This window comes from Acidobacteriota bacterium (genome assembly GCA_022562055.1).
Lineage (GTDB): Bacteria > Actinomycetota > Acidimicrobiia > Spongiisociales > UBA5794 > BMS3BBIN02.
The window spans coordinates 42,287-67,678 of the sequence record JADFQA010000014.1; the positions used below are offsets into that span (position 1 = coordinate 42,287).

28 protein-coding genes are annotated in these 25,392 nt (G+C 57.8%); 15 read left to right on the forward strand and 13 right to left on the reverse strand.

All coding sequences use genetic code 11. The features are described from left to right. Positions 1-16: 16 nt before the first annotated feature. From gyrB to dnaA, 5 genes are all read right to left on the reverse strand, one after another. The gene (gene gyrB / locus IIC71_06570; GenBank protein MCH7668848.1) at positions 17-1,930 is read right to left on the reverse strand and encodes a DNA topoisomerase (ATP-hydrolyzing) subunit B; all 1,914 of its coding nucleotides are present in this window, start codon (positions 1,928-1,930) and stop codon (positions 17-19) included. 141 nt (positions 1,931-2,071) lie between these two features. Next, positions 2,072-2,392, reverse strand: coding sequence for a DUF721 domain-containing protein (locus IIC71_06575; protein ID MCH7668849.1), 321 nt, complete (start codon positions 2,390-2,392; stop codon positions 2,072-2,074). Positions 2,393-2,394: 2 nt separating this feature from the next. Continuing rightward, entirely contained in the window at positions 2,395-3,492 is a 1,098-nt protein-coding gene (locus IIC71_06580; GenBank protein MCH7668850.1) for a DNA replication/repair protein RecF, read from the reverse strand. 11 nt (positions 3,493-3,503) lie between these two features. Continuing rightward, positions 3,504-4,583, reverse strand: coding sequence for a DNA polymerase III subunit beta (gene dnaN / locus IIC71_06585; protein ID MCH7668851.1), 1,080 nt, complete (start codon positions 4,581-4,583; stop codon positions 3,504-3,506). 187 nt (positions 4,584-4,770) lie between these two features. Then, a complete protein-coding gene (gene dnaA / locus IIC71_06590) occupies positions 4,771-6,162 on the reverse strand; it encodes a chromosomal replication initiator protein DnaA (GenBank protein MCH7668852.1) in 1,392 nt (463 codons plus the stop codon). Between the two features lie 545 nt (positions 6,163-6,707). On the opposite strand from dnaA, the gene rpmH reads away from it, so the two are divergent. The 8 genes from rpmH (at position 6,708) to IIC71_06630 (ending at position 11,681) form a co-directional block, all read left to right on the forward strand. Continuing rightward, complete coding sequence (gene rpmH / locus IIC71_06595) at positions 6,708-6,842, forward strand: 50S ribosomal protein L34 (GenBank protein ID MCH7668853.1); 135 nt, start codon at positions 6,708-6,710, stop codon at positions 6,840-6,842. Between the two features lie 19 nt (positions 6,843-6,861). Then, positions 6,862-7,185, forward strand: coding sequence for a ribonuclease P protein component (locus IIC71_06600; GenBank protein MCH7668854.1), 324 nt, complete (start codon positions 6,862-6,864; stop codon positions 7,183-7,185). Continuing rightward, entirely contained in the window at positions 7,182-7,487 is a 306-nt protein-coding gene (yidD, locus tag IIC71_06605; GenBank protein MCH7668855.1) for a membrane protein insertion efficiency factor YidD, read from the forward strand. The genes IIC71_06600 and yidD overlap by 4 nt, the downstream gene beginning before the upstream one ends. Beyond that, positions 7,484-8,359, forward strand: coding sequence for a YidC/Oxa1 family membrane protein insertase (locus IIC71_06610; GenBank protein MCH7668856.1), 876 nt, complete (start codon positions 7,484-7,486; stop codon positions 8,357-8,359). The genes yidD and IIC71_06610 overlap by 4 nt, the downstream gene beginning before the upstream one ends. A 6-nt stretch (positions 8,360-8,365) precedes the next feature. Beyond that, positions 8,366-9,274 carry a Jag N-terminal domain-containing protein gene (locus IIC71_06615; protein ID MCH7668857.1) on the forward strand — a complete coding sequence of 303 codons (909 nt, stop codon included), beginning with the start codon at positions 8,366-8,368 and terminating at the stop codon, positions 9,272-9,274. 112 nt (positions 9,275-9,386) lie between these two features. After that, the gene (locus IIC71_06620; GenBank protein ID MCH7668858.1) at positions 9,387-10,022 is read left to right on the forward strand and encodes a class I SAM-dependent methyltransferase; all 636 of its coding nucleotides are present in this window, start codon (positions 9,387-9,389) and stop codon (positions 10,020-10,022) included. A gap of 23 nt (positions 10,023-10,045) precedes the next feature. Continuing rightward, positions 10,046-10,834 (forward strand): ParA family protein, encoded by a 789-nt coding sequence (locus tag IIC71_06625; GenBank protein ID MCH7668859.1) that lies wholly within the window; start codon positions 10,046-10,048, stop codon positions 10,832-10,834. Continuing rightward, complete coding sequence (locus IIC71_06630; protein ID MCH7668860.1) at positions 10,821-11,681, forward strand: ParB/RepB/Spo0J family partition protein; 861 nt, start codon at positions 10,821-10,823, stop codon at positions 11,679-11,681. The genes IIC71_06625 and IIC71_06630 overlap by 14 nt, the downstream gene beginning before the upstream one ends. Before the next feature lie 60 nt (positions 11,682-11,741). Here IIC71_06630 and IIC71_06635 read toward each other — a convergent pair whose 3' ends face one another. The 8 genes from IIC71_06635 to IIC71_06670 all read right to left on the reverse strand — a co-directional run bounded on the left by IIC71_06635 (position 11,742) and on the right by IIC71_06670 (position 17,996). Beyond that, complete coding sequence (locus IIC71_06635; GenBank protein MCH7668861.1) at positions 11,742-12,716, reverse strand: peptidoglycan-binding protein; 975 nt, start codon at positions 12,714-12,716, stop codon at positions 11,742-11,744. A gap of 26 nt (positions 12,717-12,742) precedes the next feature. Next, positions 12,743-13,069 carry a thioredoxin gene (trxA, locus tag IIC71_06640; protein MCH7668862.1) on the reverse strand — a complete coding sequence of 109 codons (327 nt, stop codon included), beginning with the start codon at positions 13,067-13,069 and terminating at the stop codon, positions 12,743-12,745. Positions 13,070-13,140: 71 nt separating this feature from the next. Next, positions 13,141-14,070: a thioredoxin-disulfide reductase gene (gene trxB / locus IIC71_06645; GenBank protein MCH7668863.1), complete on the reverse strand. Its 930-nt coding sequence runs from the start codon at positions 14,068-14,070 to the stop codon at positions 13,141-13,143. Beyond that, the gene (locus IIC71_06650) at positions 14,063-14,362 is read right to left on the reverse strand and encodes a hypothetical protein (protein MCH7668864.1); all 300 of its coding nucleotides are present in this window, start codon (positions 14,360-14,362) and stop codon (positions 14,063-14,065) included. The genes trxB and IIC71_06650 overlap by 8 nt, the downstream gene beginning before the upstream one ends. Positions 14,363-14,399: 37 nt before the next feature. Further along, entirely contained in the window at positions 14,400-15,212 is an 813-nt protein-coding gene (locus IIC71_06655; protein MCH7668865.1) for a hypothetical protein, read from the reverse strand. Continuing rightward, complete coding sequence (locus tag IIC71_06660) at positions 15,209-15,787, reverse strand: sigma-70 family RNA polymerase sigma factor (protein ID MCH7668866.1); 579 nt, start codon at positions 15,785-15,787, stop codon at positions 15,209-15,211. The genes IIC71_06655 and IIC71_06660 overlap by 4 nt, the downstream gene beginning before the upstream one ends. Positions 15,788-15,819: 32 nt before the next feature. Then, the gene (locus IIC71_06665; GenBank protein ID MCH7668867.1) at positions 15,820-17,115 is read right to left on the reverse strand and encodes a hypothetical protein; all 1,296 of its coding nucleotides are present in this window, start codon (positions 17,113-17,115) and stop codon (positions 15,820-15,822) included. 113 nt (positions 17,116-17,228) lie between these two features. Further along, positions 17,229-17,996, reverse strand: a complete 768-nt coding sequence (locus IIC71_06670) for a GNAT family N-acetyltransferase (GenBank protein ID MCH7668868.1) — start codon at positions 17,994-17,996, stop codon at positions 17,229-17,231. A gap of 139 nt (positions 17,997-18,135) precedes the next feature. Between IIC71_06670 and IIC71_06675 the strand changes: the two genes are divergently transcribed. The 7 genes from IIC71_06675 to IIC71_06705 all read left to right on the forward strand — a co-directional run bounded on the left by IIC71_06675 (position 18,136) and on the right by IIC71_06705 (position 25,191). Next, positions 18,136-18,744 carry a TetR/AcrR family transcriptional regulator gene (locus IIC71_06675; protein MCH7668869.1) on the forward strand — a complete coding sequence of 203 codons (609 nt, stop codon included), beginning with the start codon at positions 18,136-18,138 and terminating at the stop codon, positions 18,742-18,744. Then, positions 18,741-19,253: a pyridoxamine 5'-phosphate oxidase family protein gene (locus IIC71_06680; GenBank protein ID MCH7668870.1), complete on the forward strand. Its 513-nt coding sequence runs from the start codon at positions 18,741-18,743 to the stop codon at positions 19,251-19,253. Before IIC71_06675 ends, IIC71_06680 begins: the two co-directional genes overlap by 4 nt. Before the next feature lie 292 nt (positions 19,254-19,545). Further along, positions 19,546-20,454, forward strand: coding sequence for an NAD regulator (locus IIC71_06685; GenBank protein ID MCH7668871.1), 909 nt, complete (start codon positions 19,546-19,548; stop codon positions 20,452-20,454). A 158-nt stretch (positions 20,455-20,612) separates the two neighbouring features. Continuing rightward, a complete protein-coding gene (nadA, locus tag IIC71_06690; GenBank protein ID MCH7668872.1) occupies positions 20,613-21,599 on the forward strand; it encodes a quinolinate synthase NadA in 987 nt (328 codons plus the stop codon). Beyond that, positions 21,596-23,143: an L-aspartate oxidase gene (locus tag IIC71_06695; GenBank protein MCH7668873.1), complete on the forward strand. Its 1,548-nt coding sequence runs from the start codon at positions 21,596-21,598 to the stop codon at positions 23,141-23,143. The genes nadA and IIC71_06695 overlap by 4 nt, the downstream gene beginning before the upstream one ends. Continuing rightward, on the forward strand, positions 23,143-24,006 hold the full coding sequence (gene nadC / locus IIC71_06700; protein ID MCH7668874.1) for a carboxylating nicotinate-nucleotide diphosphorylase: 864 nt from the start codon (positions 23,143-23,145) through the stop codon (positions 24,004-24,006). Before IIC71_06695 ends, nadC begins: the two co-directional genes overlap by 1 nt. Positions 24,007-24,114: 108 nt before the next feature. Continuing rightward, on the forward strand, positions 24,115-25,191 hold the full coding sequence (locus IIC71_06705) for an alanine--glyoxylate aminotransferase family protein (protein ID MCH7668875.1): 1,077 nt from the start codon (positions 24,115-24,117) through the stop codon (positions 25,189-25,191). Positions 25,192-25,392: the final 201 nt, after the last annotated feature.

The following is a 25,392-nucleotide window of genomic DNA, read 5'->3' on the forward strand; positions in this document are numbered from 1 at the left end:
TGTGTGAGCCTCCGCCCTAAATGTCGAGGAATCGCACGTCGGCAGCGTTCTGCATGATGAACGTCCGCCGCGCCGAAACGTCGGTCCCCATCAGCGTCATGAAGGTTTCTTCAGCAACAAACCTGTCGCTCATCTCCACTCGCAACATGGTCCGATCGCCCGGATTCATGGTGGTGTCCCAAAGCTGGTCCGCGTTCATCTCACCGAGACCCTTGAAACGCTGAATGTTGAGCTTGCGGCCCTTGAGGCTCGCTTTGACCTCATCGAGATGCTGATCGTTGTACACCCAGGTGGTTTTTGTTCCGGCCTTTACCGAATACAAGGGAGACTGGGCAATGTACACATAGCCCGCATCGATGAGCCCTGGCATGTGCCGAAACAGAAACGTCAGCAGCAGCGTCCGGATGTGGGCGCCGTCGACATCAGCATCGGTCATGATGATCACCTTGTGATACCGGGCCTTCTCGATGTCGAACTCTTCGCCGATGCCGGTACCGATTGCGGTAATGAGCGACTGTATTTCGTTGTTCTGGAGGACACGCGAAAGGCGATTCTTCTCGACGTTGATGATCTTGCCTCTAATGGGCAAGATCGCCTGATACTTCGAGTTACGCGCCTGCTTTGCGGAGCCGCCGGCGGAGTCTCCCTCAACAATGAAGATCTCAGAAAGAGCAGGGTCTTTTGATGAACAGTCCGAGAGCTTGCCAGGCAGACCACCCGATTCAAGAAGGCTCTTACGCCGTGTCAGATCACGAGCCTGTCTGGCAGCGAGACGCGCTTTTGCGGCGTTGAGAGACTTTTCGCATATCTTGCGCGCCTCCGTCGGATTTCTTTCGAGCCACTCCGGAAAGGCTTGGTTCATGGCCTTCTCGACGAAGGAACGGATCTCGGTGTTACCCAGTTTCGTTTTTGTTTGGCCCTCGAACTGTGGACGCCGGACCTTGACGGAAACAACCGCAGTGATGCCCTCACGGACGTCGTCCCCGCCGAGATTGGCATCCTTCTCTTTGAGAATGCCGCGGTTGCGGGCGAATATGTTGATGGCGCTCGTCAACGCCTTGCGAAACCCCTCCTCGTGAGTCCCACCCTCGTGAGTGTTGATGTTATTGGCAAACGAAAGCACAGTCTCGTTGTAACTGCCGGTCCATTGCAGTGCCACCTCAATCTCGGCATCGTCACCGGCAAAACGGAAGTGTGCGATGTGCTTGTGAATCGGTTCGCGAGACGAATTGAGATGTTTTACAAAGTCGATCAGCCCGCCCTTGTAGAGAAACGTGTCGACGCTCGGATTGTCGCCACGCTCATCGGCGAAAATGATCTCAAGCCCTTTGTTAAGGAATGCCATCTCGCGCAGCCGACTCTTCACAATGTCGTGCTCGTAGGTCGTCGTCTCGGCAAAGATCTCTGGATCAGCCCAGAACGTCACTGTTGTACCGGTGCGTTTGGCGGGTTGGCCTTTCTTCAGCGGTGCGACCGCAACGCCAAATTCGAATTCTTGATGCCACTTGGCACCGTCGCGGACCACTTCGACTTCGAGACGCGACGACAGCGCATTGACGACAGAAACGCCGACGCCGTGGGTACCGCCCGAGACCGCATAGGCGTCTGATTCGAACTTACCCCCGGCACCCAATGTGGTGAGCACCGTAGTCACGGCCGGCAATTTGGTTTTAGCGTGTTTATCGACGGGAATGCCGCGACCGTTGTCCTTAACCTTGACCCCACCGTCGTCGAGAATCGTGACCTCGATTCGGGTACAAAAGCCAGCCATGGCTTCATCTACCGAGTTGTCCAAAACCTCCCAGATCAGATGATGCAGTCCCTTGGGACCAGTCGTGCCGATATACATGGATGGACGTTTGCGGACATGCTCCATGCCCTCCAGGACCTCGATGGTCTTGGCGTCATACAACGCGCTGGGTGCACGCATGGACTTACTCACAGGACTCCTCGGAGGGCCGACATCGGCCCGAAATATCGTGAACTTTCACTATTGTGATTATACCCGAAAACCTCAATAAGCATGCATCCTGAGGGACTTTCAATCGTGGTTGGCGCCATCTGTTTCACCCTATGATCGGCGCTGCACACGAAGGCGAATCTTGACGAACGGGAGCGCCCCGAGAGCTGCCTCTAGGTCGTGCAGAAGCGATGTCGACTCGTACCTCAGCAGTGAGGCAACCGATCCGTCGGCGACCTCGATGATGAGGGTGTCGTGGTCGATTCGGACAGGCTCAGAGCGCCCCGCCCACGACGGCCCGGCAACGTCGCTCCACGAACTCTTGAGGTTTATCAACAGCCCTGCGGAAGACCCCGCGATTCGTGCGATCAGTCCATCGAGTACGTCGGCAACGTTGGTCAGCTCTCGCTTGTTCTGGTCGTGCAAGTACATGATTAGGTCACAGTCCCTTCTGAAACCGTCCAACGCCGACCTCCTGTTGGAACCTCATCCTCGCGAGCACTTGTGACAAAAACCTGACCTCGCGGCAACAATTTCATGACGCCCTGTGCACGATCAACATCAAGTTCAGAAAATACATCGTCGAGAAGAAGCACCGGTGGCTGCCCGAACCTCTCTTCGAGAAGATCGTAAGCAGCCAACCTCAGGCTCAGCGCGACCGATCTCTGCTCACCCTGACTTGCCTGATTTCTCGTTGTTCGGTCATCAAGAAGAAACGTCGGTTCATCACGGTGCGGTCCCACGCTGGTGACCCGCATATCCATGTCGCGCTCTCGTCTTGCCAACAACGCATCTCGCAACATCATCGCCACTTCTTCTTGCGGTGTGTTCGGCGTGCAACCCGTCGCCCACGAAGAGTCGTAGCGCCACCCCAATACAGCGTCTGCAGAGCTCACCGTCGCATACGACTTTCGCAGGGGCCCACCCATCAAAGTCAGAAGCCGCAATCTGTGGAGCAGCACCCGCGCCCCCGCCAAACAAAACCGCTCATCCCACACGTCGAGAGTCAACAGGTCAGTCGCTCTACCCCCTTGTTTCAGCAGTGTGTTTCGCTGTCTGAGGGTGCGACGAAACTCATCGATGTCTGCTGCTGTCGTCGGTGTGAGTTGACTCGCGAGGTCGTCAACAAGATCTCTCCTCGCGGCAGGGCCACCCTTGACCATCGCTAAATCGTCGGGGAGGAAAGCGACGACAGGAAACTCCGCAGCCAGCACCGTGGATCGCGCCGGACGTTTGCTGTTGAACAAGACTCGACGGCGACCATTTCGCGGAATCTCTATTTCGATACGCCCTTCGCCAGTAGGTCTGCCAATAGCGAGACGGATCACGGCAAGGTCGGCGTTCGTATCGATGAGAGAGTCATCAGGAGCATTGCGAAACGACCGCAGGGTCGAACCATAGGCAATCGCCTCGAGGACGTTGGTTTTACCGGATCCGTTCGGCCCAACGAGGATGTTTATACCCTCTTCCGGTACAAAATCGAGAGAGGTGTAGTTACGAAAGCCAGAAAGTGTAAGCCACGCAACATGCATGCAAGATCGAGTTACAGACGGACCGGCATGAGGAGATAGCGGAAGTTCTCCTCACCCTGACCATGCATAAGGCCGGGCTTGAGAGGATCCGACGTGTCGAGCACCACCTTGTCGGAAGTGATCGCCTTCACACCGTCCATGAGATAACGCGTGTTGAACGCAATCGTCATCTCCTCACCGGTGTAGTCACCGTCAATGTGCTCCGTCTCTTCACCTACTTCTTGGCGGGTGACCAACAACTCAACACCTCCGCTGTGGAGATGGAAACGGATTGGGATGTGATCCTCGGCCACGAGCGATGCCCTATTGACAGCATCAACGAGGCTCGAACGGTCGATGATCAAACGAGACGGATAGCTGTCGGGTATGAGTTGACGGTAGTTCGGAAAGGTTGCTTCGATGATACGAACAGTGAGCGATCCGCGGCGCGTGGTAAACGTTGCATCTCGATCTGTGATCGACACCTGCATTGATTCGTCGGCGATAGAACGATCGAGTTCGCGCAATGCTCGATAAGGTACGAGAGCCGTTGTGGGGCCTTCCATTCCTGGAAGATCACACACCGCAAGCCGGTAGGAGTCTGTCGCAACAAGTCGAAGTCCGTGATCAGTTTTTTCGAAGAGAACGCCCGTCAGCGTGGGACGCGCCTCGTCAGTCGATGCCGCGATACCAACTTGAGCAAGTGCTTTGATAAACACCTTCGAGTCGACGGAAAACCCGTCGCTTGTCTCGGAAATTGCCAACACTGGAAAATCGCCGACAGTCATTTCCCGGAGCCTGAATCGAGGGCCGTTTCCGGTGATCTCAACTTCCCCGTCGGCCGCGGTCAACGCCACCGCACCATCTGGTAGGCGTTTAACGGCGTCCGCAGCCAACTTGGCCGGAATCACGGTTTTTCCCTCTTCAAGCACTTCGACCTTGAGGGTTGTGCGGATCGTAATTTCGGTGTCCGTGCCAGTAACGCGGAGCTCGTCTCCAACTACTTCACACAGCAGTCCTTGAAGTATCGGGAGAGGAGATCGGCTACTCACCGCTCGTGCGGCGCGTGCCAACACATCAGCGAGATCATCTCGTTCAGCTCTTATACGCACAGTGGTTCACCTGCTATTGATGTAGAGAATTATCTAAGTTAGTAGTTGTAGTAGTAGGCCCTGTGGATTGTGGGTAACTCCACAAAAGTGCTGGTAGGACCCGGTTTTGTTGTAAACAGGCTGCTGTGGTCAAACCGATGTTGTCCACGAGACGTCGTATCGGCGTCGTATTGGTTGTGGACAACATCTAACTTTTCCTCAGCTTGTGGGACAACGTCGTGATCTCATCAAACACCATTTTATCGCTGAGCATAAGAGTCTTGACACGTTGCACAGCGTGGATGACTGTGGTGTGATCGCGTCCTCTAAACGCCTTTCCTATCTTGGGGAGCGACAGATCCGTCAGGTCACGACACAAATACATCGCAATCTGGCGCGACAGGGCGAGCGGTTGTTTGCGCGAAGGGCCGATCATTTCAAGAACGGACACACCAAAGTAGTCACTCACCAACTTGATGATTGTTTCTGCAGTCAACGATCGGTTGGAATATTGAGGAGCGAGGTCACTCAAGACATCCTTCGCCATGTCTAGGGTGACAGTTTTCTTGGTGAGCGAGGCAAATGCGGCGACACGCGTTAAAGCACCTTCGAGTTCTCTGATGTTGTCGAGTACGTTCTCCGCGATGAAGTTGAGGACATCCATAGGTATAGGGACGGGTGCCAGTTCGACGTTTTTCCGTAAGATTGCAAGCCGTGTCTCAACATCCGGCGGTTGAATGTCGGTCAGAAGGCCCCATTCAAACCGCGACCGCAGACGCGCTTCGAGAGAGTCAAGGTTCTTCGGATGCCGATCCGAGCTGATGACCATCTGTTTTCCGGCTTCGTACAGAGAATTGAACGTGTGAAAGAACTCTTCGAGGATCTGTTCCTTGCCTTCGAAAAACTGGACGTCGTCGAGCAACAGAACGTCGGTGGTGCGATATCGTGCCTTGAATTCACCCATTTGCTTACGGCGGATTCCGTGGATGAACTCGTTAAAGAACTGTTCCGAAGTGACGTACCGAATCACTGCAGTGGTGTCGAGCTCTCGGCAGTGCTGTCCAACGGCGTGCAGGAGGTGAGTTTTTCCTAACCCTGCCGGGCCGTAAATGAATAGTGGGTTGTACTGTTTTCCGGGTTCTTCGGCCACGGCCATCGCTGCTGCGTGGGCGAAACGGTTCGACTGTCCAACAACAAAGTTATCGAAATTGTACCTCGGGATAAGCCGCGTATCGGTCCTACGAATCTCAGGTTTAGCGACAACGTGACGAGTGTTCACGACCGGGGAAACGGGGACTTTGGCGGAGTCGACAGGGTCGGCACCAACCGGTGCCGGACTTCCGGCGTCGTCCGTAGCGAACGTTTCAACCACAACACTTGTCGTTTCATACGCAGCCGCCGCCGCAGCTGCAATAATGTCGAGGTAGCGGTCTCGCACCCAGTGCGCATGAAACTCGGTCGGGGCGGTGAGTCGGAGGACTTCTCCCTCTACGTGGGCATCGAGAGGTTCTATCCAGGTCTGGCGAGCAGTGTCAGGTATTGATCGTGCGACCTGATGTTGAAAGGCGTCCCATCGGGAGGTGGATTGTTCTATCTCCACGTCTGCTCGTGCTCCCTCAAAGAGTTGTTGGCTCGACACTATGTTTGTCCACACCACTATCCACAGGTGTGGAGAACACACGCGACCCCTCGAGGCAAACCTCGTATCAACCAGGTAGGAAATCGTCCGGATGGGACCGCTTCTGTGGCGGCGAGTATATGGCAGCAGATCGCTCGGGATCAAGAACGATAAATTCGTCGCTATCCACATTTCGCCACTAGATAGTGATTCCTGAAAACCCCTTGTTTCACAGGGGATTTTGGGCTGTTTCGCGGGCTGCAGCGAGCTGGCGACGGGCGAAGTCGCTGGATTCGAGTCAAAGCAATATTTCGCGAGTGCTTACGAGATTTCGCGTTCTGACAGATTTCAGGTCTGTTCGGCTAGCAGCGGTCTCGCGATCGTAGGTGTCTGGGTGCGTACCGCCGCCGGTCGCGCATTCCAGCTGGGCTACACCGGGCGGTCGTGCGTGTGTGTCTTTGACACTAAGCGGAGCCATCCGTAACCTACCTGCCCAGACCGCGATTCCCTTTTTTGGAAGTCCTCTCATGAAACGTACATACCAACCAAACGTGCGCCGTCGTAAGCGCAAGCACGGGTTTCGCTCCCGTATGCGTGACCGATCCGGCCGCGCGCTCATCAAGCGCCGCCGTGAAAAAGGCCGTAGCCGGCTCACCGCCTAAAAGGCGACCGTACTCCTCGTTGCGTGGCCGCACGGCTTTTCGCCACGTATATAGGACGGGTCAAAGACGGCGGGTCGAAGGTATAACCGTTATTCGTGCAACAGGGCTACGAGGCCAACCCCAGGTTGGCATTGTGGCTGGACGCCGTACGGGAAACGCTGTCGCTCGGAACAGAGCGAAGCGGCGCATTCGTGCTGCCCTCTGCTTTGTTCCGTTGCGAGACGACGCGAGTTATATCGTGCTCGCCGGCACGGAAGTGCTGACGGCGCCCTTTGACCGTCTCGTAAATTGGCTATGCGCCGCGAGCGGGTTCTCCCGCGACCAGCGCGAGGAGGAACGATGAACGAGCAGAGCACGCAGCCGGGTTTTGGGACGCGGGTGTTGATGCGCGCCATTCGAAGGTACCAACGCCTCGTTTCGCCGTACCTTGGCAAGAATTGTCGGTACTACCCAACCTGCTCGTCATATACCCTTGAGGCCCTTGAGACCCACGGGTTTTGGCGGGGCTCGTGGCTTGGAACGCGGCGTGTTGGCCGTTGTCACCCGTTTCACAGTGGTGGTTTTGACCCTGTGCCGGAAGCCTCGGGAACGGGCGACATGACCGTACTCGGCACCCTGGAAATCCCGAAGGAACCTAACCTGTGAACCCGTTCACCATACTCGCCCCCCCGATGGGGAAGGCACTCGAATTCTTCTACTCAGTCTTACCAGTTTATGGAATATCCATTATTTTGCTGACCCTGACCGTCAGTTTGTTGCTGTTCCCGATGACGCTGAAGCAGACTCGTTCGATGAAAGCTATGCAGGAGATTCAGCCACAGGTCAAGAAGCTTCAGAAGGAACACAAAGGCAACCGCGAAGAGCTCAACAAGGCACTCATGGCGTTGTACCAGGAAAAGGGCGTGAACCCCGCAGCAGGCTGCTTGCCGCTTATTCTTCAGATGCCGGTGTGGTTCGCCCTCTTCAGGGTGCTTCGGGTGTCGGTTGTTGACGGCACGCTTGATCCGGACAACATCATCAGTCCCGCATCTGATCTCGGCCAGGCACTCATCGACGGGCGCACGCGGTTTCTCAGCATGGATCTTCTGATCACTCCGAGCAACGCACTCCAGGACACCTTTGTAACGTTCCTCCCCTATCTGTTACTGATGGCCGTCATTCTCGCTACCAGTTATTACCAGCAGTATCAGACGACGCGCACCAGGACCGACGCGCAGAAGCAGCAGCAGCAAGAGCAACCCCAGGGCATGCAGGTCATGATGAAGGTAATGCCTCTTATGATGGGCGTGTTCTCATTCAATTTTCCGGCCGGTCTCGGCATTTACTGGGCAGTGTCGAGTGCCTTCAGAATTGGTCAGCAGGCAATGATTCTGCGGATCGACGGTGACCCCCGGGAGGCGGAGAAGTTGGCGAAGTCCAAGAAGGACGAAACCGAGAAGGAAGCTCCGAAGTCCAAGAATCCGGGTCCATCGCCGAATACCAGCAAGAAGCGCTCCAAGAAGCGCAGAAAGAAGTAGTCCTCAATGGAGTGGATTGAAGTTGAAGCCGTCACGGTCGACGAGGCAATCAGCGAAGCGCTGAAGGAACTCGGGTTGTCCTCAGACGAGGAGGCCAAGATCGAAGTGTTGCGTGAGGGGAAAACGGGCTTCATCGGCATCGGTCGGCAGATGGCCGTTGTGAAAGTGAGCAAGGCTCCTCCCCAGAAGCGCCGTCGCGGTCGTCGTCGTGGGCGTGGCCGAGACGAAGCGGATGAAAGTAAGCGGGCGAGCACCGGTCGAGACCAACGAGAAGGCAAGGCGAGATCGACCGGTAGCACAAAAAAATCAAGCAATCGTAATCAGGGCGGTGCGAAGAACCGGCCAGACAGAGGGAAACGGCGCCCCGAGATGAATGACTCAGAGAAACAGCAGCGGACCGACGACGGACGTCAGTACAGCGACGGTGAGGGGGGCAGTACACATTCGAACGATGCCTCGAATCTAAGCGAGCAAACCGAAGTGGCGGCGGACTTTTTGCGCGGACTCCTCGACGCGTTTGGTCTCGAAGGAACTGTCGAGACCCGCACGGAAAAGGACATTCTGTACATCGACATCGAAGGTGATCAGACCGAAGCGTTAGTTGGCCCGCGGGGCACGGTGCTACAGGCGGTACACGAACTAACTCGGACCGTCGTGCAACGAAAAACGTACCGAGCGCCTCGCATTCGTCTCGATATAGCCGGCTACGCTGCTCGGCGCCGCAAGGCGTTGCAAATATACTCCAAGCAGCTCGCTGAGAAGGTCATATCTGAACACGAAGAGATCATGCTCGAACCCATGGCAGCTGTTGACCGCAAGGTGGTGCACGACGCCATCGGGGATATTGACGGCGTGCGTAGCTTTAGCGAGGGTCAGGAACCACACCGCTCCGTCGTGGTTGCTCTGGCGGAGTAGGTTTAGTACTCGCAGACACACAAAGAAGATGTGGATGGAGGGGAGTGTTGATGCAAACACTCCCCTCCGTTTATGGAAACACTGTTTCACGTGAAACATCTACACTGACCTTATGAACCCGACAGATCGTCAGCGTTTCAGCCGGTTGATCGCTAACGACATCAGCAAAATTGAATGCGAACGTCTCACGCGATACGCCGATTGGCTGTGTGACGAAGCTGCTGCGGCAGGAGCGATAGGGCCGAACGAAGCTGATCGAATCTGGGATCGTCACCTCCTCGACTCCACTGCGTTTCTCCCACTGCTGGAATCGGTTGAAGGAACCGCCGTCGTTGACATCGGGAGCGGAGCAGGTCTTCCAGGAATCGTAGTTGCCATACTAAAGCCGCAAACAGAGGTATTTCTTGTGGACCGTTCAGCGAATCGCTCACAGCTGCAGCACAGGGTGATACAAATCCTAGGCTTAGACAACTGTTCGCCAATACTCGCCGACGTGTACGCGGATTCGATTCCCGATGGCATACGGGTGTTCCGTGCGTCGCTGGCACCACTACGGGCACTCGAGTTGCACATCAATCGACCGACTCCGCTAGCAAGCATCGTTGCGCTGTCGCGCGCAGGGGAAGGCACGGTCTCGGATGCCATGGCAATCAACGCAGCTCGCGCTGACATCAAACTATCGACTAGAAGGATTGGGAGCGAGATCCTTGACTCTCCGGGATGGTTCCTTATCATGCGGTCGAAGTAATCCGTCCAAAAGTCCGGGAATTCATGGCTAAAGCACGTGCATCTGCGACAGTCGTTGCGATTGCGAACCAAAAAGGTGGTGTCGGCAAATCGACCACCGCGATCAATCTTAGCGCAGGCCTGGCGTTTCAGGGCGAACGCGTGCTCCTCGTCGACCTTGACCCGCAGGGGAACAGTTCGTCTGGTGTCGGGATTGACCGGGGGGCTATCGAGCTCAGCACGTACGAGGTCATCATCGACGGAGTGGCCATCGAAGACGCAATCGAGCCGACGAGCGTCAACGGGTTCCACATCATGCCGGCAACGATCGGACTAGCTGGGGCGGAAATCGAACTCGTAGCACTGATGAACCGCGAGCGTCGGTTGGCGACACCACTCAAAAAGATCTCCCGCGACTACGATTTCGTGCTTATCGATTGCCCACCTTCCTTGGGTTTGCTCACCATCAACGGACTCACCGCAGCCTCTGAAGTCCTGATACCGATCCAATGCGAGTATTACGCGCTCGAAGGCGTTTCTCAGTTGGTGAGCAACATTCAGTTGGTTCGCCAGAACATTAACCCTCAACTTAAAGTTGAAGGTGTGGTGTTGACCATGTTCGATGGCCGCACCACGTTGTCGGCCGATGTTGTTGCGCAGGTTCGTCAACACTTCGAAGACACTACATATCGAACCATCATTCCAAGAACCGTACGGCTAAGCGAAGCCCCCTCATATGGAGAGCCGATTGAGGCGCTTGACCCGATGTCGCGCGGTGCTATGGCTTACAGAGAACTCGCCAAAGAATTTAGGAGGCGTCATGGCCGGTCGTAAAAGTGGACTCGGGAGAGGCCTTGACGCTCTGCTGCCAGCGGACCGTCCCGGCAGGGGGTTTGCGAATCTTTCGATCGACGACATCGTACCGAACCCACAGCAACCCCGCGTTCAATTTGCTGAGGATTCGATTGCGTCCTTGGCGGAGTCGATTTCTCGCGTCGGAGTTCTTCAGCCGATCGTGGTTCGTCCACCGAACGAAGACGGCGCTTACGTGTTGGTCGCCGGAGAACGGCGCTTGCGGGCTTCGCGAGCTGCGGGGCTGACCGAAATCCCCGCGGTGATCCGAGATTCTGCTGACGGTCGGACAAACCTCACTGAGGCGCTTATCGAGAATATTCAACGTGAGGATCTCTCGTCGCTTGAGGAGGCGGCCGCTTTTCGCGAGCTTTCTGACGTGTACGACCTAACGCATGATGACATTGCGCAGAGGGTGGGGAGGTCCCGGAGCGCAGTGTCGAACACGCTTCGCCTACTGCTGCTTCCCGCTGATATACAGGCGCTGGTGGAATCGAGGGAGCTATCCGCGGGCCATGCGCGTGCGCTGTTGGGTCTTGAGGACGAGGTCTACGCGATTCATATCGCCGAACGCGCAGCTGCTGAGGGGTGGTCGGTCCGCCAGGTAGAGGAGGCCGTCCGGGTGCGGAGTGGGACCCCTGAAACCGACATGAGCAAGTCTCTTGCGACCCGACCGATGCGCCCTGCTGCGATAATCGAGCTCGAGCAACAGCTTGCCGAGCGTCTCGATACAAAGGTGAAGATCGACTACAACGGATCGGAGGGCAAGGTGGTGCTCCGCTTCTCTTCTCTTTCTGACCTTGAGCGAATCTATCGTCAACTAGTCTGATTCTGTCGGCATCAGGCGCGTTGGAATATATTAGGATATGCAGTCTCGGACAGGTGCGATTCAGCCAGGTTGACTGTCACGTATCGAGGCGAGCGTCGATTGCAGTGCTCGTGACACTTCTTTGCCGGACAGGACTGCGTCGATAGCCATGGACACGACGATCGACGTGGCACGCGTGTCTTTTAGCAGTGGGATTGTGCGACCGCTTGGCGCGAGATCCAGGCGTGCGGCGAGTCCTTGCGCGATTTTCCGCCCCGAAGCGCTTTGCGAGTGTGCCGACGCGAAGTAAAACACACCGGTATCGCCCCCGACGGGTATGGCGAACGAGACGATGAAGTCCACCCCCAAGCTATTTGCGCGCTGGGCTCTAACCTCTTCGGTCGGTGCGGTGTCGATCCCACGAGAAAACACGATACCAACACCCATTTTCTGGAAGTCATTGGCGAAGTCTGTCGCCGTTGCCCAGGTAGCCTGCGCTTCGGCTTCTGTGCGACAGAACGGGTCGACGTAAACACGTGACCCCGCAATTGCGGTGGATATCGACGACAACCACCGATTCTCACGGACCCGCTCGCGTCCATGCTTTCTGGTTGCCATACGCATCAGGGAGAGATCGTCCACAACGGCCGGGCCCGCAATGCCGTCTTCAACCATTGCACGGTTGTGCTGGAAGTCGAGAACCGCACCCAGAGTGTCCGGCCCAAAGATGCCGTCGACAATTCCTGCGTCGAAGCCGAGTGCATTGAGTCTTCGTTGAAGGTCGGCGATGTCGTCGCCGCGCGTCATCGGGGAGCGCAAATACAGCAACCGGTCTCCGAGCTGATATCCCGCTTCGACCAAGGAGTTCCAGGTCACCGGTCCTACGTAACCATCGCTGGGAAGACCGCGGACACTTTGAAATGCGCGCACCGCCTCAAGAGTTCCATTTCCGAACACACCGGTCCTGTCGCCGGAGATGTCGTGTCCAAGCGCGCAAAGCCGGTCCTGGATGTCCCGGACCGGCTCGCCTTGATCTCCGTGGTGATAGAGCCTCACAGCTGTATCGTCTCACATCGGAGGACTCAGTTGATGTACTCCGCGATCTCCGCTTCGAGTTGCGCCTTGGAGCGCGCACCGGTGAGTCGCTTCAACGTTTCGCCGTTCTTGAACAACATGAGCGTCGGGATACTCATCACCTGGTAGTTCATCGAGATAGAAGGGTGCTCGTCGATGTTGAGTTTTGCGACATTCAACTTGCCGACGTTCTCGTCCGCGATCTCTTCGAGCGGACCGTTCATGATCTTGCACGGACCACACCATTCCGCCCAAAAGTCAACGAGCACCGGGGTGTCGGACCCGATGATCTCATCAAAGTTCTCGGCTGTTGCTGTAAGAGTGTTCTGACCCACGCCAGTCTCCTTGTTTTCTGTGGCCTTGCATCGCGGAGAAACCCCGCCACAGCGACCGATATTCCGTTCGTCTACTCTGCCTGAGCCAACGACTCGCTTTCAATCCACCGTTCGGCGTCCAACGCAGCTTGGCATCCCATCCCGGCCGCGGTAACCGCTTGGCGGTACACGGTGTCTGCCACGTCTCCTCCTGCGAAGACTCCCTCCACCGAGGTGTGCGTACCGTTTACGAGCACGTAACCTGCATCATCGAGATCGATTTGACCCTTGAAAATGTCGGTGTTTGGTATGTGGCCAATGGCTACGAAAACAAAGCTGACTTTGAGTTCGCTGGTCTCGCCGGTCTGAGTGTCTTCGATTAATGCACCGCTGACCGAGTCATCACCCAGGATCTCGATGACCTTCGAGTTCCACAAGACCTCGATCTTGTCGTGGTTCATGACACGTTGAGCCATGATCTTTGATGCTCGGAACTCGTCGCGCCGGTGGATTACCGTCACCTTCGAGGCGAACTTGGTGAGAAAAAGTGCTTCTTCCATTGCAGAGTCGCCTCCACCCACGACCGCGATTTCCAGACCGCGTGTGAAAAAGCCGTCACATGTGGCGCAGGACGACATGCCGTACCCGCGAAATCTGTCTTCGCCTTCAACACCGAGCCAGCGCGCTGACGCTCCTGTTGAAATCACGATCGCGTCGGCCTCATACTCGTCGGCACCGACAGACACCTTGAATGGACGCTCAGAGAAATCCACCGCAGTCACGTCCGATGACAGGATGCGTGTTCCAAACCGTTCAGCCTGCTTTCTGAACTGTTCCATCAGTTCGGGTCCCATGATGCCGTCGGGAAAACCTGGGTAGTTTTCGACGTCTGTTGTGATCGTCAATTGTCCGCCGGGTTCCATGCCTTCAATCATGAGCGGCTCCATGCCGCCCCGCGCAGCATAAATAGCGGCGGTCAGTCCAGCAGGTCCGGATCCGATTATTAGGAGGTTCTCAGCCATGGGGAGTGTCCTCTCGAGATTCTTTTGGTATTCGCTTACGCCATGCAAACACGCCGATGAGTGTAAATAATCCACCCATTCCTGCAAACGCAACCTCGGTGTCAACGGCGGTGTCGAGAACCCTGAATATGCCGATAACCGACATTACGAAGGCGACCACTCCGAGCACGCCGATCACAATGCCAACTGCCGTCCACCGCACGACATTCGCAACGCGGTCGACTGTCATGGCCCGTACTCGCAGGGCGAACGCCTCGAGAGCGTCGGCGATTTTTGCTGGGAAGTCGTTCATAGTGCTTCAGCGTAGTGGCTCTTATAGAGGTTGCAGCCTATGGGGCCCGATCAATCTCGACGCAGTTGGCGGCGATGAGCTTGACAACTTCGACGAGTAAACCGTTCGGATCGAATTTTTCGCCAAAAATCACGTCACCGCTGAATGTCGATGTGGTTGACACATAGGACTGAAACCCCATCTCCGAAAGATCGTCGAGGCAGCTCTGAGCTGCGCGTTTGATACCGACTTCCGCCGGAAGATCACCGAATTCCACCTCGTCGGGTTCTCGCAAAGTAGAACCAATTAACCGACCTGTCGCAGACAGATACTCAGCCGCCGTAACGTCACCGAGGGCAAAACCACCGTCTAGTTCCTCCGCAAAAGCACTTGTGGCCGGCGCAAATGTCGTCGTCGATGCCGCCGCGGTGGTAGTGGCACTGAGATCCTGTGCGGAGCCTGCACTGGGGGTAGCTTCTTCACCGAGGCTTGCGCCGCCGGATTCTGCAACTACTGCTGACGTAAGATCAGCGGAGTCCGAGCCGCGGGACAACCTTGGCAATACGCTGACGGCCCCTACGAGCACCAATATCACAGCCGCGGCAGCAAACATCCACGACCCTCTCGACTTGGTTGGTGTTCGGGAGGTCGACGCGATCTCTTTGTGAATCGCCGAGCGAATTTTTGCAGACTCGAACTCTGTGAGAGTCGGACTATCGAGTTCGCTGAGGAACGCGATTGCCTCTTCCTGGAGCCGCAACTCCTCGGCGAGTTCTGGATCAGCCGCGATTTCGGCGCGGAGGCGCGCTTCTTCCTCCGAGCTGAGGGTTCCTGCTGCGAGGGCGTAGATGCTGTCGTTATACGATGTCATGGTGTCTCATCTATTTGATGTCGCGACCTAGGTGCAAAGTTCCCAAGTTGTGCCGCAAGTTTGCGACGACCGCGGTAAACGCGCGACTTCACCGTCCCGATCGGCACCTCAAGTACCTCCGCCGCCCGTTCGAGGTCAAACCCGTGGAGGTCGACCAACACAACCGCAGTCCTGAACTCGTCGGGGAGCGAGGCCAGTGCTTCCTCGATTGCCGGCTGAATGTCTACCGAGTCAAAATCGTCCTGGGCGCGAAGATCCACCGGGTCGTGAGACTCGGGGAGCGGGTCAGTACGGTGGCGTTTTTGGCGTCGAAGGTAGTCGTAACACGTGTTGACGGTGACACGGTAGAGCCACGTCGAGAACGCAGCGGTTGCGTCGTATCGGTCTGCCTTGCGGAACACGGTGATGAAGGTCTCCTGTACGGCGTCCAGAGCGGCCTGACGGTTTCCGAGCGTTCGCATGCAAATAGCGAAAACTCGCTGCTCGTGTGCGTCCATGAGGGTGTTGAACGCCCGCTTGTCCCCGTTGATAAAGCGGTCGATCAGTTCGATATCGAGGTTCGCTCGGTCAGTCACGTTGGCAAGTCTTGCTCCTTTTGGTGCTGTTGTCACGATCCGAAGCGAATCTCGCGGATGACAGCGACATATTCGCCGGTCGCGTCCTCGGGAAGATCGGTGAGCCACAACAACCAGTGGCCCTCGGGCCGATCCGGGAGTTGGATGGTGGTGGTGCCGGTCGAGATCACGGCAGACGAAATATGTTCCCACGTCTCGATGGGCGCATCGGGATCCTTGGACCACGAGAGGGTGAACGCAGTGCCGGACGTTGCAATGACCTCGAGGGTCCGAGCATCAGCGACAGGGGTCAATACGACGCCGACACCAGCCTTTATCAGTGGGAGCGGATCGAAGTACCGCTCCGTTGTCCAGCTTGTTTCAATGTCGCCGTCGGCCAGAAGTGGTAACAAGTCGTCGTGCTCGCTGCCGTCTCCGAAAGGGTCGGCGACTTCCACAGTAAACCCGACGAGGCCAGTCGGAGGGGTAGTCGTTGTTGCCTTGGGTGGCGTGGTAGTAGTAGTTACAACCGGCTGGATTTTTGGAGTTGCCGGGAACAGAAATGCGGAGTTTGGGTCGGCGTCTATGGACAGCCCGACAACTGAGATAACCCCGGCAAAAACAACCAGCACTGCCGCGGGGATCAGCCATGCCCACGACCAACCGCGGGCCGTTACCCGAGGGGGTTCATAACGAATCTCCCGCAGCGAACTCGCCAACTCCGCCGCCGACAGCCTCCCATCCTCAGCGGCGGCGAGGGCCGCGTCTACTTCTGGTGAGATACCCTCGGCGACGTGCGAAGCCGCGATCATAGGCTCTGTCGTGCCGGTAATGGCTGCGCGAAGGGTTCGTGCAAGTGCTGCGGTGTCAGCCTCGGGACCGCTTCCGATGGAGGTTCTTCCCGCAGCGCCAAGTTTGGCTGGGTGGGCGGCCGAGAAATAGACCGCGGATGGGTCGATGGCGCCGTGCACGACTCCCACAGCGTGCAACGAAGCGAGGGCTTCAGCCAATCCTGCCGCATTTGGCAAGAACTCCGCCACCGGGATTGTTTCGCCGGCTCGGATCCGATCCTGAATAGACACCCCCCCGTTCCACTCGACTACCGCGTAGGCGGTCTTGTCGTCGACATGAAGGGTGTACACCGCAGAGAGATGGTTGTGCGACACCGCTGCGGTAGCTTGCACGTTCTGCTGAAACAGTCTCCGGCGAACGCTGCTCGCGCCTGGGTTGAGCACCCGAACGAGCACAGACCGATCGAGCAGCGTGTCGGTTGCCAGCCACTCATCGATGTCTCCGTCACGGCCGAGCCTGATGTGCACCGTGAAACGCTCTGGAACTGGAGGGGCCACAACACCTCGTGAGATCGCGAAGGCAAGACTACCGTGTGAAACGAACTGCCCGGCATCTCACCGACACCTCGGCGCGCCAGATTTGGCGCTGTTAACGACGCTGGTCGACGTGGCTACTCGCCGAAACGCATCAGCGCGAGGCGTTCGGGAAGCAGCTCGTAACCCTCGGACTCGTAGAGCGAGATGGCTGGAGTGTTGTTGAACTGGGTGTTCAGGAGAATCGCTTGAGACCCGTGCAAACGAGCCTTGCGAGCAGCGACACGGACCAAAGAACGCCCCATCCCGTGGCCCTGCCATGAAGGATGAACGGCGACCCGTTGTAGATACGAGATAGCGTTGCCGTATCCCACGATTGCAAACCCGATAGTGCTGCCGTTGGAGTCACGAATCAGGAAAACAGTCGAGCGGTTCGTCGCCTGTATCGCCTCGGTGATGCCATGAATGTCGAAACGCCAGAACGGGTCGAAAGCGAGCTGGTCGATCTCGAGGAGTTCTTCGATTGATTCTGTGGTCCGCTCTACGACAAGATGATCAGGGCTGGGGACGTGATGATCAAGGTCGAGGCGAAGGAGGGCCAGCTCGATGTGTTCGTCGAAGCCCGAGTCCATCCACGGCTTTCTTCCACCGATCGGCAGCGGAGGCGATATGACGCTTGAGGCTCCGAGTTCCATCAGCCGGACCGCACATGCATTGATGAACAACGACCCACCGCGAACGAGGCGCAACGAAGCATCTTCGATGTGGTCATTCCATGGGCGGGCGGTAGCGCGTGCCCAGCCGCGTCGCAGTACCGTCGGCCCGGGCCACTCCCCCTTGTGAGTCAATGCAAATGGCGTCTCGGCGAGTGCCATGTCGGTATCGCTTTCCAGGAAAGGAGCCAAGGCTACAACGTTCCCATCGGTTCGAAGTCACGATCGGTAATGTGCACCAGTTCCTTGACTGATTGCGGTAGCCAGTGTGCTGGCGTGACGATGCCACTCTTTTCGACACACACCGATATAGAGAATATTCTCTATAAATATGAGTCGGCCACCCAAATATTCGACAGAGCAAATCTTGGACGCGTCGTTGACGATGGTTCTCGACGGCGGTCCGATGAAGCTTTCTGTTGCCGGAGTTGCCCAGCAGATTGGTGCGCCGAGTGGTTCCATCTACCACCGATTCTCTGGCAAGGATGCTCTTGTGGGAGCGCTTTGGTTACGGAGTGTCGAAAAGTTCCAAGAAGGTTTCACGACGGCGATCGCCGCCGACGAGCCGCTGGAAGCCGCCATCGCCGCGGCGACTCATGTCGTGCGTTGGAGCCGAAACGAGTTCGACCACGCCAGGCTGCTGCTTGTTCACCGCAGCAGGGATTTCTTCGGCGCCGGCTGGCCAGAGGAGCTGCGCGACCGCAACGACCGGCAGCGGCTTAAGGCGCAGCGAGCGATTCGCGACCTCGCCGACCGCCTCGGCGCGGTGGACGCCGATGGACTCGCCCGAGTGAAGTTCGCCGTCGTCAGCGTCCCTTACGGTGCGGTCCGTCCGGCGTTGAGTACCGGTCGGCGTCCACCGTCGATCCTGGAGGTTTTTGTCGAAGAAACCGTTGTCGCGCTGCTCGGGCCGCTGGCGGGGAGAAGGAAAGATACATGATTGACCAAGCTACATGGGACCGTGGTGCCGCGGTTCTTCGCCAGGGGATGTCGACCTCGGTGCATTGTTCAATAGCGAGTATCAACGAGGATGGATCTCCCCATGTGACTCCTATGGGGTCTCTTCAGATAACAGGTTTGGGCACGGGGATGTACTTCGACGTGTTTAACGAGACCTTGGCATGCAACGTCGATCGTGACCCTCGAGTGACGATTCTCGCTGTCAATAGCTCTAGATCCTTTTGGCTCACGATGCTCGCACGAGGCCGCTTCCGAGACTATCCGGGTGTTCGGTTTGTCGGCACCATTGCTCCGCGGCGCGAGTCCACTGCACGTGAGCAGGCACGATTTCGACAACGTGTGAAGCGACTGCGTCGTCTCAAGGGTTACCGCGCGTTGTGGAGCGAGGTCGGTTACGCCCGTGACGCCGAGTTCACCGACGTCACTTTCGTCCGAATCGGGAGCACCACAAGCCACCTCGGAGATAGGGTCGCGAAAAGTCAGGGATGAAGACTTTTCCAGAGATCCCGATTACGTTCCGTGGCCGAAGTGGTGCACACACCCTGCTTGTCGTTGCAGATCCACTGTTTGTGTCCATCGATGTGAGCTGTCTGACAGATCCAGCGGTCGTCTGTACCGTATTCGGGTCAATCTCAGGACTCAGCCCGGTGCGTTGCTCCACGAAATTTCGATCCCGTCAAGAAGCTCCTGCTCTTATTAGGGGGAGCTTCGAACGTGCCAGCCCGATGTTACGAGGCTCATCGCGGCAATTTGCGTGCGGCACTCGCTCCGTGTTGGGCCGATGACTTCCACTGCCGCAATCAGTCTTGATGCGGTCCTCGTCGCCGTCACTCGAGACCGTCCGCGAATTCTTACGGTTCGGACCGATCGCCGTCTCGACGGCATCCCATCGGGTCCCCTCGACGTTGACAACGACACGACGCTTGAACTCGGGTTACGGCGCTGGATCCGTCAGCAGGCGGGAGTCGAAGTTGGGTATGCCGAGCAGCTCTATACGTTTGGAGATCTGGACCGAGGGATTCGTCACACAGCGCGCCAAAAGCGTGTGGTTTCAGTGGCGTACCTGGGTCTCGGCATCGAAAGCGTTCCATCTCCCGACGCCGAATGGCGGGATTTCTACACCCTGTTCCCTTGGGAGGACCATCGAGAGGAACGCCCCGAGTTTCTCGACGAGCATCTGATTCCCCACCTGTTCGCCTATACAGACGATGCTGTTTGGGCTGATCGTGTCCACATCGCCTTTGGGGCCGGATCGATGCAGTGGGATCCGATTCGAGTCCTGGATAGGTACGAATTGCTGTATCAAGCCGACCTGATCGCTGAAGCCTTTCACGACAAGGAGCAGTCCGCTCCGAAATCTCTCCAGACAGGACCGGCGATGGCCTACGATCACCGTCGAATCGTCGCAACGGCCATGGGCAGACTACGCGGCAAACTGACGTACCGCCCCGTTGTGTTCGAATTGCTGCCCGATTCGTTCACGCTGCTCGCCCTACAGCGCACTGTTGAAGCACTTCACGGCCGTCGGCTTCACAAGCAGAACTTTCGGCGCGTCATCGAACAGGGTGGGCTTGTGGAGGGCACAGGTGACTATGCCGCGACGGGTGGGAGGCCCGCGGAACTCTTCCGTTTCCGTCAGGAAGTCCTGCTTGAGCGCCCCCGTCCCGGTGTCGTGTTTCCTGGGCGCTGACAGAGTCATTTCTCTCCACGCGTTTGAGGTTACATATCGAACTCGTGTCGAGGCCCACCGTTGTTGGGCAATCGTACTGCCGTGGGTTCGCACATCGCGTTCGTTCGAAAAAGGGAGTCCGCGTACATATAATGCTCAGACTGAGTATAATTCCCGTTATGAGCACTTCAACCACAACAAAACTTATCTCAGTCAGTGAACGGTTGGTCGGCATCGTGCCCGATGTGGAGAGGTTTATCGCCGAACCGATCATCGAAGACATCGAGCGACTCAAGCGGGAACGCAACGCCGTTGTGCTTGCTCACAACTACATGACAGCCGACATTTTCCACGGTGTTGCTGATCTTCGCGGTGACAGTTTGGCGCTCGCTCACATGGCGGTCACCACTTCGGCCGACGTCGTTGTTCTCGCCGGAGTGTATTTCATGGCTGAGACGGCCAAGATTGTTAACCCGGACAAGACTGTGCTGATACCGGACGTGAACGCCGGCTGCTCGCTTGCCGACTCCATCACCGCGGCGGACGTCCGCATGCTCAAAAGGCGCTACCCGGGTGTTCCCGTCGTGAGCTACGTCAACACGTCGGCAGAGGTGAAGGCCGAGTCGGACATCTGCTGTACGTCTGGGAATGCCGTCCGGGTCGTGGAATCTCTCGACTCGAACCGCGTCATATTTCTGCCCGACCGCTACCTCGGAATGTGGGTCGCCTCCCAGACGTCCAAGGACATCATCCTTTGGGACGGTTCTTGCATGGTTCACGAACGGTTCACCGCCGCAGAACTGCGTGAATACCGGCAGCACCACGTCGGCATTCAGATCATTGCCCACCCCGAATGCCCGCCGGACGTTCTGGCCGAGGCTGACTACGTCGGGTCGACCGCCGGGATGATTGATTGGGTGCGAGCCGTGGCCCCACCAAAGGTAGTCATGGTTACCGAATGCTCTATGGCAGGCAATGTTGCCGCACAAACACCAAATACCGAGTTCATTCAGCCCTGCAACCTTTGCCCGTACATGAAGATGATTACCCTCGAGAACATCCGCCACGCCCTGCTGACAATGACGACCGAAGTCACGATAGGCGTCGCAGTTGCCGGGCGAGCACGTCGAGCGATCGATCGAATGCTGGCAGTTCCCAGCACATGATTCACCTCGACGACGTTGTGATAACAGACTGTCTCATCGTCGGTTCGGGTATTGCGGGTCTCTCGACCGCCCTTTCACTAGGAAACTGCACCGTCGTCACAAAGACCGACTTGGGTTCTGGTGCATCAACGTGGGCACAGGGCGGGATTGCTGCAGCTATCGGCGAAGGGGACTCACCAAGCAGCCACGCGGCCGACACGGTTTCGGTGTCCGCCGGTATCGCCGTCGACCGTGTCGTCGAGTACGTCACCGCCGCAGCTCCAGAGCGCATTCAGTGGCTGCGGGACCTCGGCGCTGAATTCGACACTGCCGGTGGTGCGCTCGACCTCGGCCGTGAGGCCGGTCACAGCCGATTCCGAATTGTGCATGCCAACGGCGACGCAACCGGCAAGGAAGTGATGAGAACCCTCAGACACACCGTTAGAGCTCGACCCGATATCGACATCCTCGAAGGGTTTCTCGCTGTCGACCTGGCTATGGCGAACGGGGTGGTGATCGGCGTGTACGGATTGGGACACGACGGCGCACGCACGTTGATTCTCGCTCGGGCGACCGTGCTTGCGACAGGCGGGATCGGACAGGTTTTTGCTCAGACCACGAATCCAGTCGAAGCGGCAGGCGATGGTTTGGCAATGGCCTCACGTGCCGGGGCTCAGCTCGCCGATCTTGAGTTTATCCAGTTCCACCCGACTGCGCTTGATGTGGGACTCGACCCAATGCCACTCCTCACCGAGGCGTTGCGGGGCGCGGGGGCGTTCATCGTCGACGACCGCGGCCATAGATTCTTGGTCGACGAACATCCTGACGCTGAACTTGCTCCTCGCGACATAGTTGCCCGAGCCATGTGGTCGAGGCAGGCCCTCGGTCACGCGATTTTCATGGACGTTCGCCACATCGAAGAAGTAGCACGGCGTTTCCCAACTGCGTATAGCGCCGCAATGGCAGCCGGAATTGACCCCGTCACCGAGCTGATGCCAGTCTCGCCGGCTGCGCACTACTCCATGGGGGGTGTCTCCGCGGACGCAAGAGGTCGCACGTCGATCCAAGGCCTGTGGGCGACAGGCGAAGTTGCCAGCACAGGATTCCACGGCGCGAACCGCTTAGCATCGAACTCTCTCCTGGAAGGTCTCGTCACCGCCCAGGTCGTGGCGGCCGATATCCGTAGCCGCACGGGCGCGACACCAGACCTCGGTTCCGTGGAACTACCGGTCAACGTTTCGCGACTTGTTAGCGATGATGACCCACACGTCAGGTCTGACATCCGAAAACTGATGTGGAAAGACGTCGGCGTTGAGAGACATCGGTCGAACCTGCTGCGTGCGCGCTTGCGCCTCGACTCGTTCACGACGCACTCGGCGCCAGTCGCGAACCTCCTAGCCGTTGCCACGTTGACCACGGGAGCAGCGTTGCGAAGAACCGAAAGTCGCGGTTCGCACCACCGCATTGACTACCCGGCACTCGATCCCACGCAGGCCCACCGCTCGTTCGTCGAACCTGTACCGGTGCCACGTACTCCGACACGTCCGCTGGTAGCGCTGCCATGATGAACCCGGCTCCGCTTCCGCTCAACCTCGCCGACGACATCGTACGTCGATGTATTGCAGAAGACCTCGGAACTGTCGGCGACATAACCGCCCAGACGACCTTGGCTGAGGGCCTCCGCGCCAAGGCTGCTGTGGTTGCCCGTCAAGACGGGTGTATTGCCGGACTAGCTGTCGCCATGCGGGTCTTCGCACTTCTTGAGGCAGACGTGACGGTCACGCCACACGTGTCCGACGGTGCCGCGGTCACACGGGGGGCGGTGCTGGCGACTGTTGCCGGGGCAGCGCGAGACATCGTCACCGGCGAGCGATCGGCGTTAAATATCCTGAGTCACGCCAGCGGTGTTGCGACCGCGACGCGTGAGATGGTGTCTCTCATTGCCGACCTTCCGACCAAACTTGTCGACACACGTAAGACGACACCAGGTCTCCGAGCGCTTGAGAAATACGCCGTGAGGGTGGGTGGCGGACACAACCACAGGTTTGGGCTGTTCGACGTCGTCCTGATTAAGGACAACCACATCGCTGCAACCGGGTCCATTACCGCAGCCGTCGAGGGGGCGCGAGCCGCACTCGGTCACACGATCAAGATCGAAGTCGAGATAGATCGGCTCGACCAGCTTGCGGAAGCTTTTTCCGTGGGCGCCGACGTCGTCATGCTTGACAACATGTCGATTACCGACATGAAGACTGCCGTAAAACGTACCGGAGGAGCGGTGACACTCGAGGCATCTGGCGGAGTAACGCGAGACAACATCAGGGCGATCGCCGAAACCGGCGTCGACGTGATCTCGGTCGGGTGGCTGACGCACTCTGCGCCAGCTCTGGATATCGCGTTTGATCTCACGCTCGACGTCACCGACTGAGCGCGCGTGTGACACGCTGATTGAGTGGTCCGAGAGGTGTAAGAACGTCGCTGCCTAGGCATTTCGCTGTGTGCCGGTCTGCGCAGTGCAGTGAGTAGGATTATTGACATGCCGCTTTCTGACCGAATACTGATGGGACCGGGGCCGTGTAATCCGTATCCGGAGGCGGTCTCTGCGCTCGGTCGGCCGATGCTTGGCCATCTCGATCCTGAGTTCCTTGCAGTTCTCGATGAGACAAACAGCCGCCTCCAGCAAGTCTGGCAGACACAAAACCCCCTTACGTTTCCGGTGAGCGGAACCGGGTCGGCGGGCATGGAGATTTGCCTGGTCAACGTTATTGAACGCGGCGATCCCGTCGTGATCGGCGTCAACGGCGTCTTTGGTGCAAGGATGGTTGATGTTGCCGAGCGCTGCGGTGCGGTTGTCACTCGGGTGGATTTTGATTGGGGTCAACCGGTTGATGCCGAGCGGTTGCTCGCTGCGCATCCGAACCCGAAGCTGATCGGTGTCGTTCACGCCGAGACATCGACCGGGGTGCGGTCCGACCTCGCCGACCTTGGTGCCAACAAGGGCGATGCGTTGCTGCTAGCCGATTGTGTCACGTCGCTCGGCGGAATCCCGGTCGAGATTGATGAGTGGGGAGTCGATCTTGCATATTCAGGGACGCAGAAGTGCCTTGGTGTCGCACCGGGCTTGGCGCCGGTTACGGTGTCCGAGCGTGCCCGTGAATTTATTGTCGATCGACCTCGCAGTTGGTACCTCGATCTCAACCTGATCTCAAAGTACGTCAGCGGGGAAGGCGCGAGGGCGTATCACCACACAGCCCCCATCTCGATGATATTTTCCCTGCACGCGGGTCTCGGCGCACTTCTCGAAGAGGGTTTGGAAAACGCCTGGACGAGACACGAGGCGTGCGGCAAACGACTTCGAGACGGTCTCGTGGATCTCGGGTTTGAGCTGTTTGCGGCCGAGGGGCATCGTCTTCCTGAACTGACGACCGTCGTGATTCCCGATGGTGTCGACGAGGGTGCGATCCGGACTCGGCTGCTGGGGGAGTACGGAATCGAAATCGGCGGAGGTCTTGGCGCGTACGCAGGAAAGATGTGGCGGATCGGTTGCATGGGCCACACGGCACGGCTGCGCAACGTCGAGCTGCTGCTAGCGGCCCTCGCCGAGCTGCTCTAACTGCAGGCCGCCGACGTCATGGGCGAGGCGTGATCTCGAACTGCGCCGCCCGATCGAGAGGGCGCTCGGTGTCGCGGCCCTGGGCGGCGATGCCGACACCGCCCCACGGACCGTGGGGGTTGTTCGTCGGCGGTCTCGCACTGTCATTCGATTGATGAGGTTGGCGAGACGCTGAACGGTCGTGACCGTAGCTTTGTCGCG

Excerpts from the sequence above, each read along its gene's own strand:
- IIC71_06655 (MCH7668865.1), bottom strand. The coding sequence starts at position 15,212 with ATGACATCGTATAACGACAGCATCTACGCCCTCGCAGCAGGAACCCTC.
- rpmH (MCH7668853.1), top strand. The coding sequence starts at position 6,708 with ATGAAACGTACATACCAACCAAACGTGCGCCGTCGTAAGCGCAAGCAC.
- IIC71_06580 (MCH7668850.1), bottom strand. The coding sequence starts at position 3,492 with ATGCATGTTGCGTGGCTTACACTTTCTGGCTTTCGTAACTACACCTCT.
- IIC71_06620 (MCH7668858.1), top strand. The coding sequence starts at position 9,387 with ATGAACCCGACAGATCGTCAGCGTTTCAGCCGGTTGATCGCTAACGAC.
- IIC71_06625 (MCH7668859.1), top strand. The coding sequence starts at position 10,046 with ATGGCTAAAGCACGTGCATCTGCGACAGTCGTTGCGATTGCGAACCAA.
- nadA (MCH7668872.1), top strand. The coding sequence starts at position 20,613 with ATGAGCACTTCAACCACAACAAAACTTATCTCAGTCAGTGAACGGTTG.
- IIC71_06575 (MCH7668849.1), bottom strand. The coding sequence starts at position 2,392 with ATGTACTTGCACGACCAGAACAAGCGAGAGCTGACCAACGTTGCCGAC.
- IIC71_06650 (MCH7668864.1), bottom strand. The coding sequence starts at position 14,362 with ATGAACGACTTCCCAGCAAAAATCGCCGACGCTCTCGAGGCGTTCGCC.
- IIC71_06705 (MCH7668875.1), top strand. The coding sequence starts at position 24,115 with ATGCCGCTTTCTGACCGAATACTGATGGGACCGGGGCCGTGTAATCCG.
- yidD (MCH7668855.1), top strand. The coding sequence starts at position 7,182 with ATGAACGAGCAGAGCACGCAGCCGGGTTTTGGGACGCGGGTGTTGATG.
- IIC71_06630 (MCH7668860.1), top strand. The coding sequence starts at position 10,821 with ATGGCCGGTCGTAAAAGTGGACTCGGGAGAGGCCTTGACGCTCTGCTG.
- IIC71_06675 (MCH7668869.1), top strand. The coding sequence starts at position 18,136 with ATGAGTCGGCCACCCAAATATTCGACAGAGCAAATCTTGGACGCGTCG.
- gyrB (MCH7668848.1), bottom strand. The coding sequence starts at position 1,930 with ATGCGTGCACCCAGCGCGTTGTATGACGCCAAGACCATCGAGGTCCTG.
- IIC71_06615 (MCH7668857.1), top strand. The coding sequence starts at position 8,366 with ATGGAGTGGATTGAAGTTGAAGCCGTCACGGTCGACGAGGCAATCAGC.
- trxB (MCH7668863.1), bottom strand. The coding sequence starts at position 14,070 with ATGGCTGAGAACCTCCTAATAATCGGATCCGGACCTGCTGGACTGACC.
- nadC (MCH7668874.1), top strand. The coding sequence starts at position 23,143 with ATGAACCCGGCTCCGCTTCCGCTCAACCTCGCCGACGACATCGTACGT.
- IIC71_06685 (MCH7668871.1), top strand. The coding sequence starts at position 19,546 with ATGACTTCCACTGCCGCAATCAGTCTTGATGCGGTCCTCGTCGCCGTC.
- IIC71_06680 (MCH7668870.1), top strand. The coding sequence starts at position 18,741 with ATGATTGACCAAGCTACATGGGACCGTGGTGCCGCGGTTCTTCGCCAG.
- IIC71_06695 (MCH7668873.1), top strand. The coding sequence starts at position 21,596 with ATGATTCACCTCGACGACGTTGTGATAACAGACTGTCTCATCGTCGGT.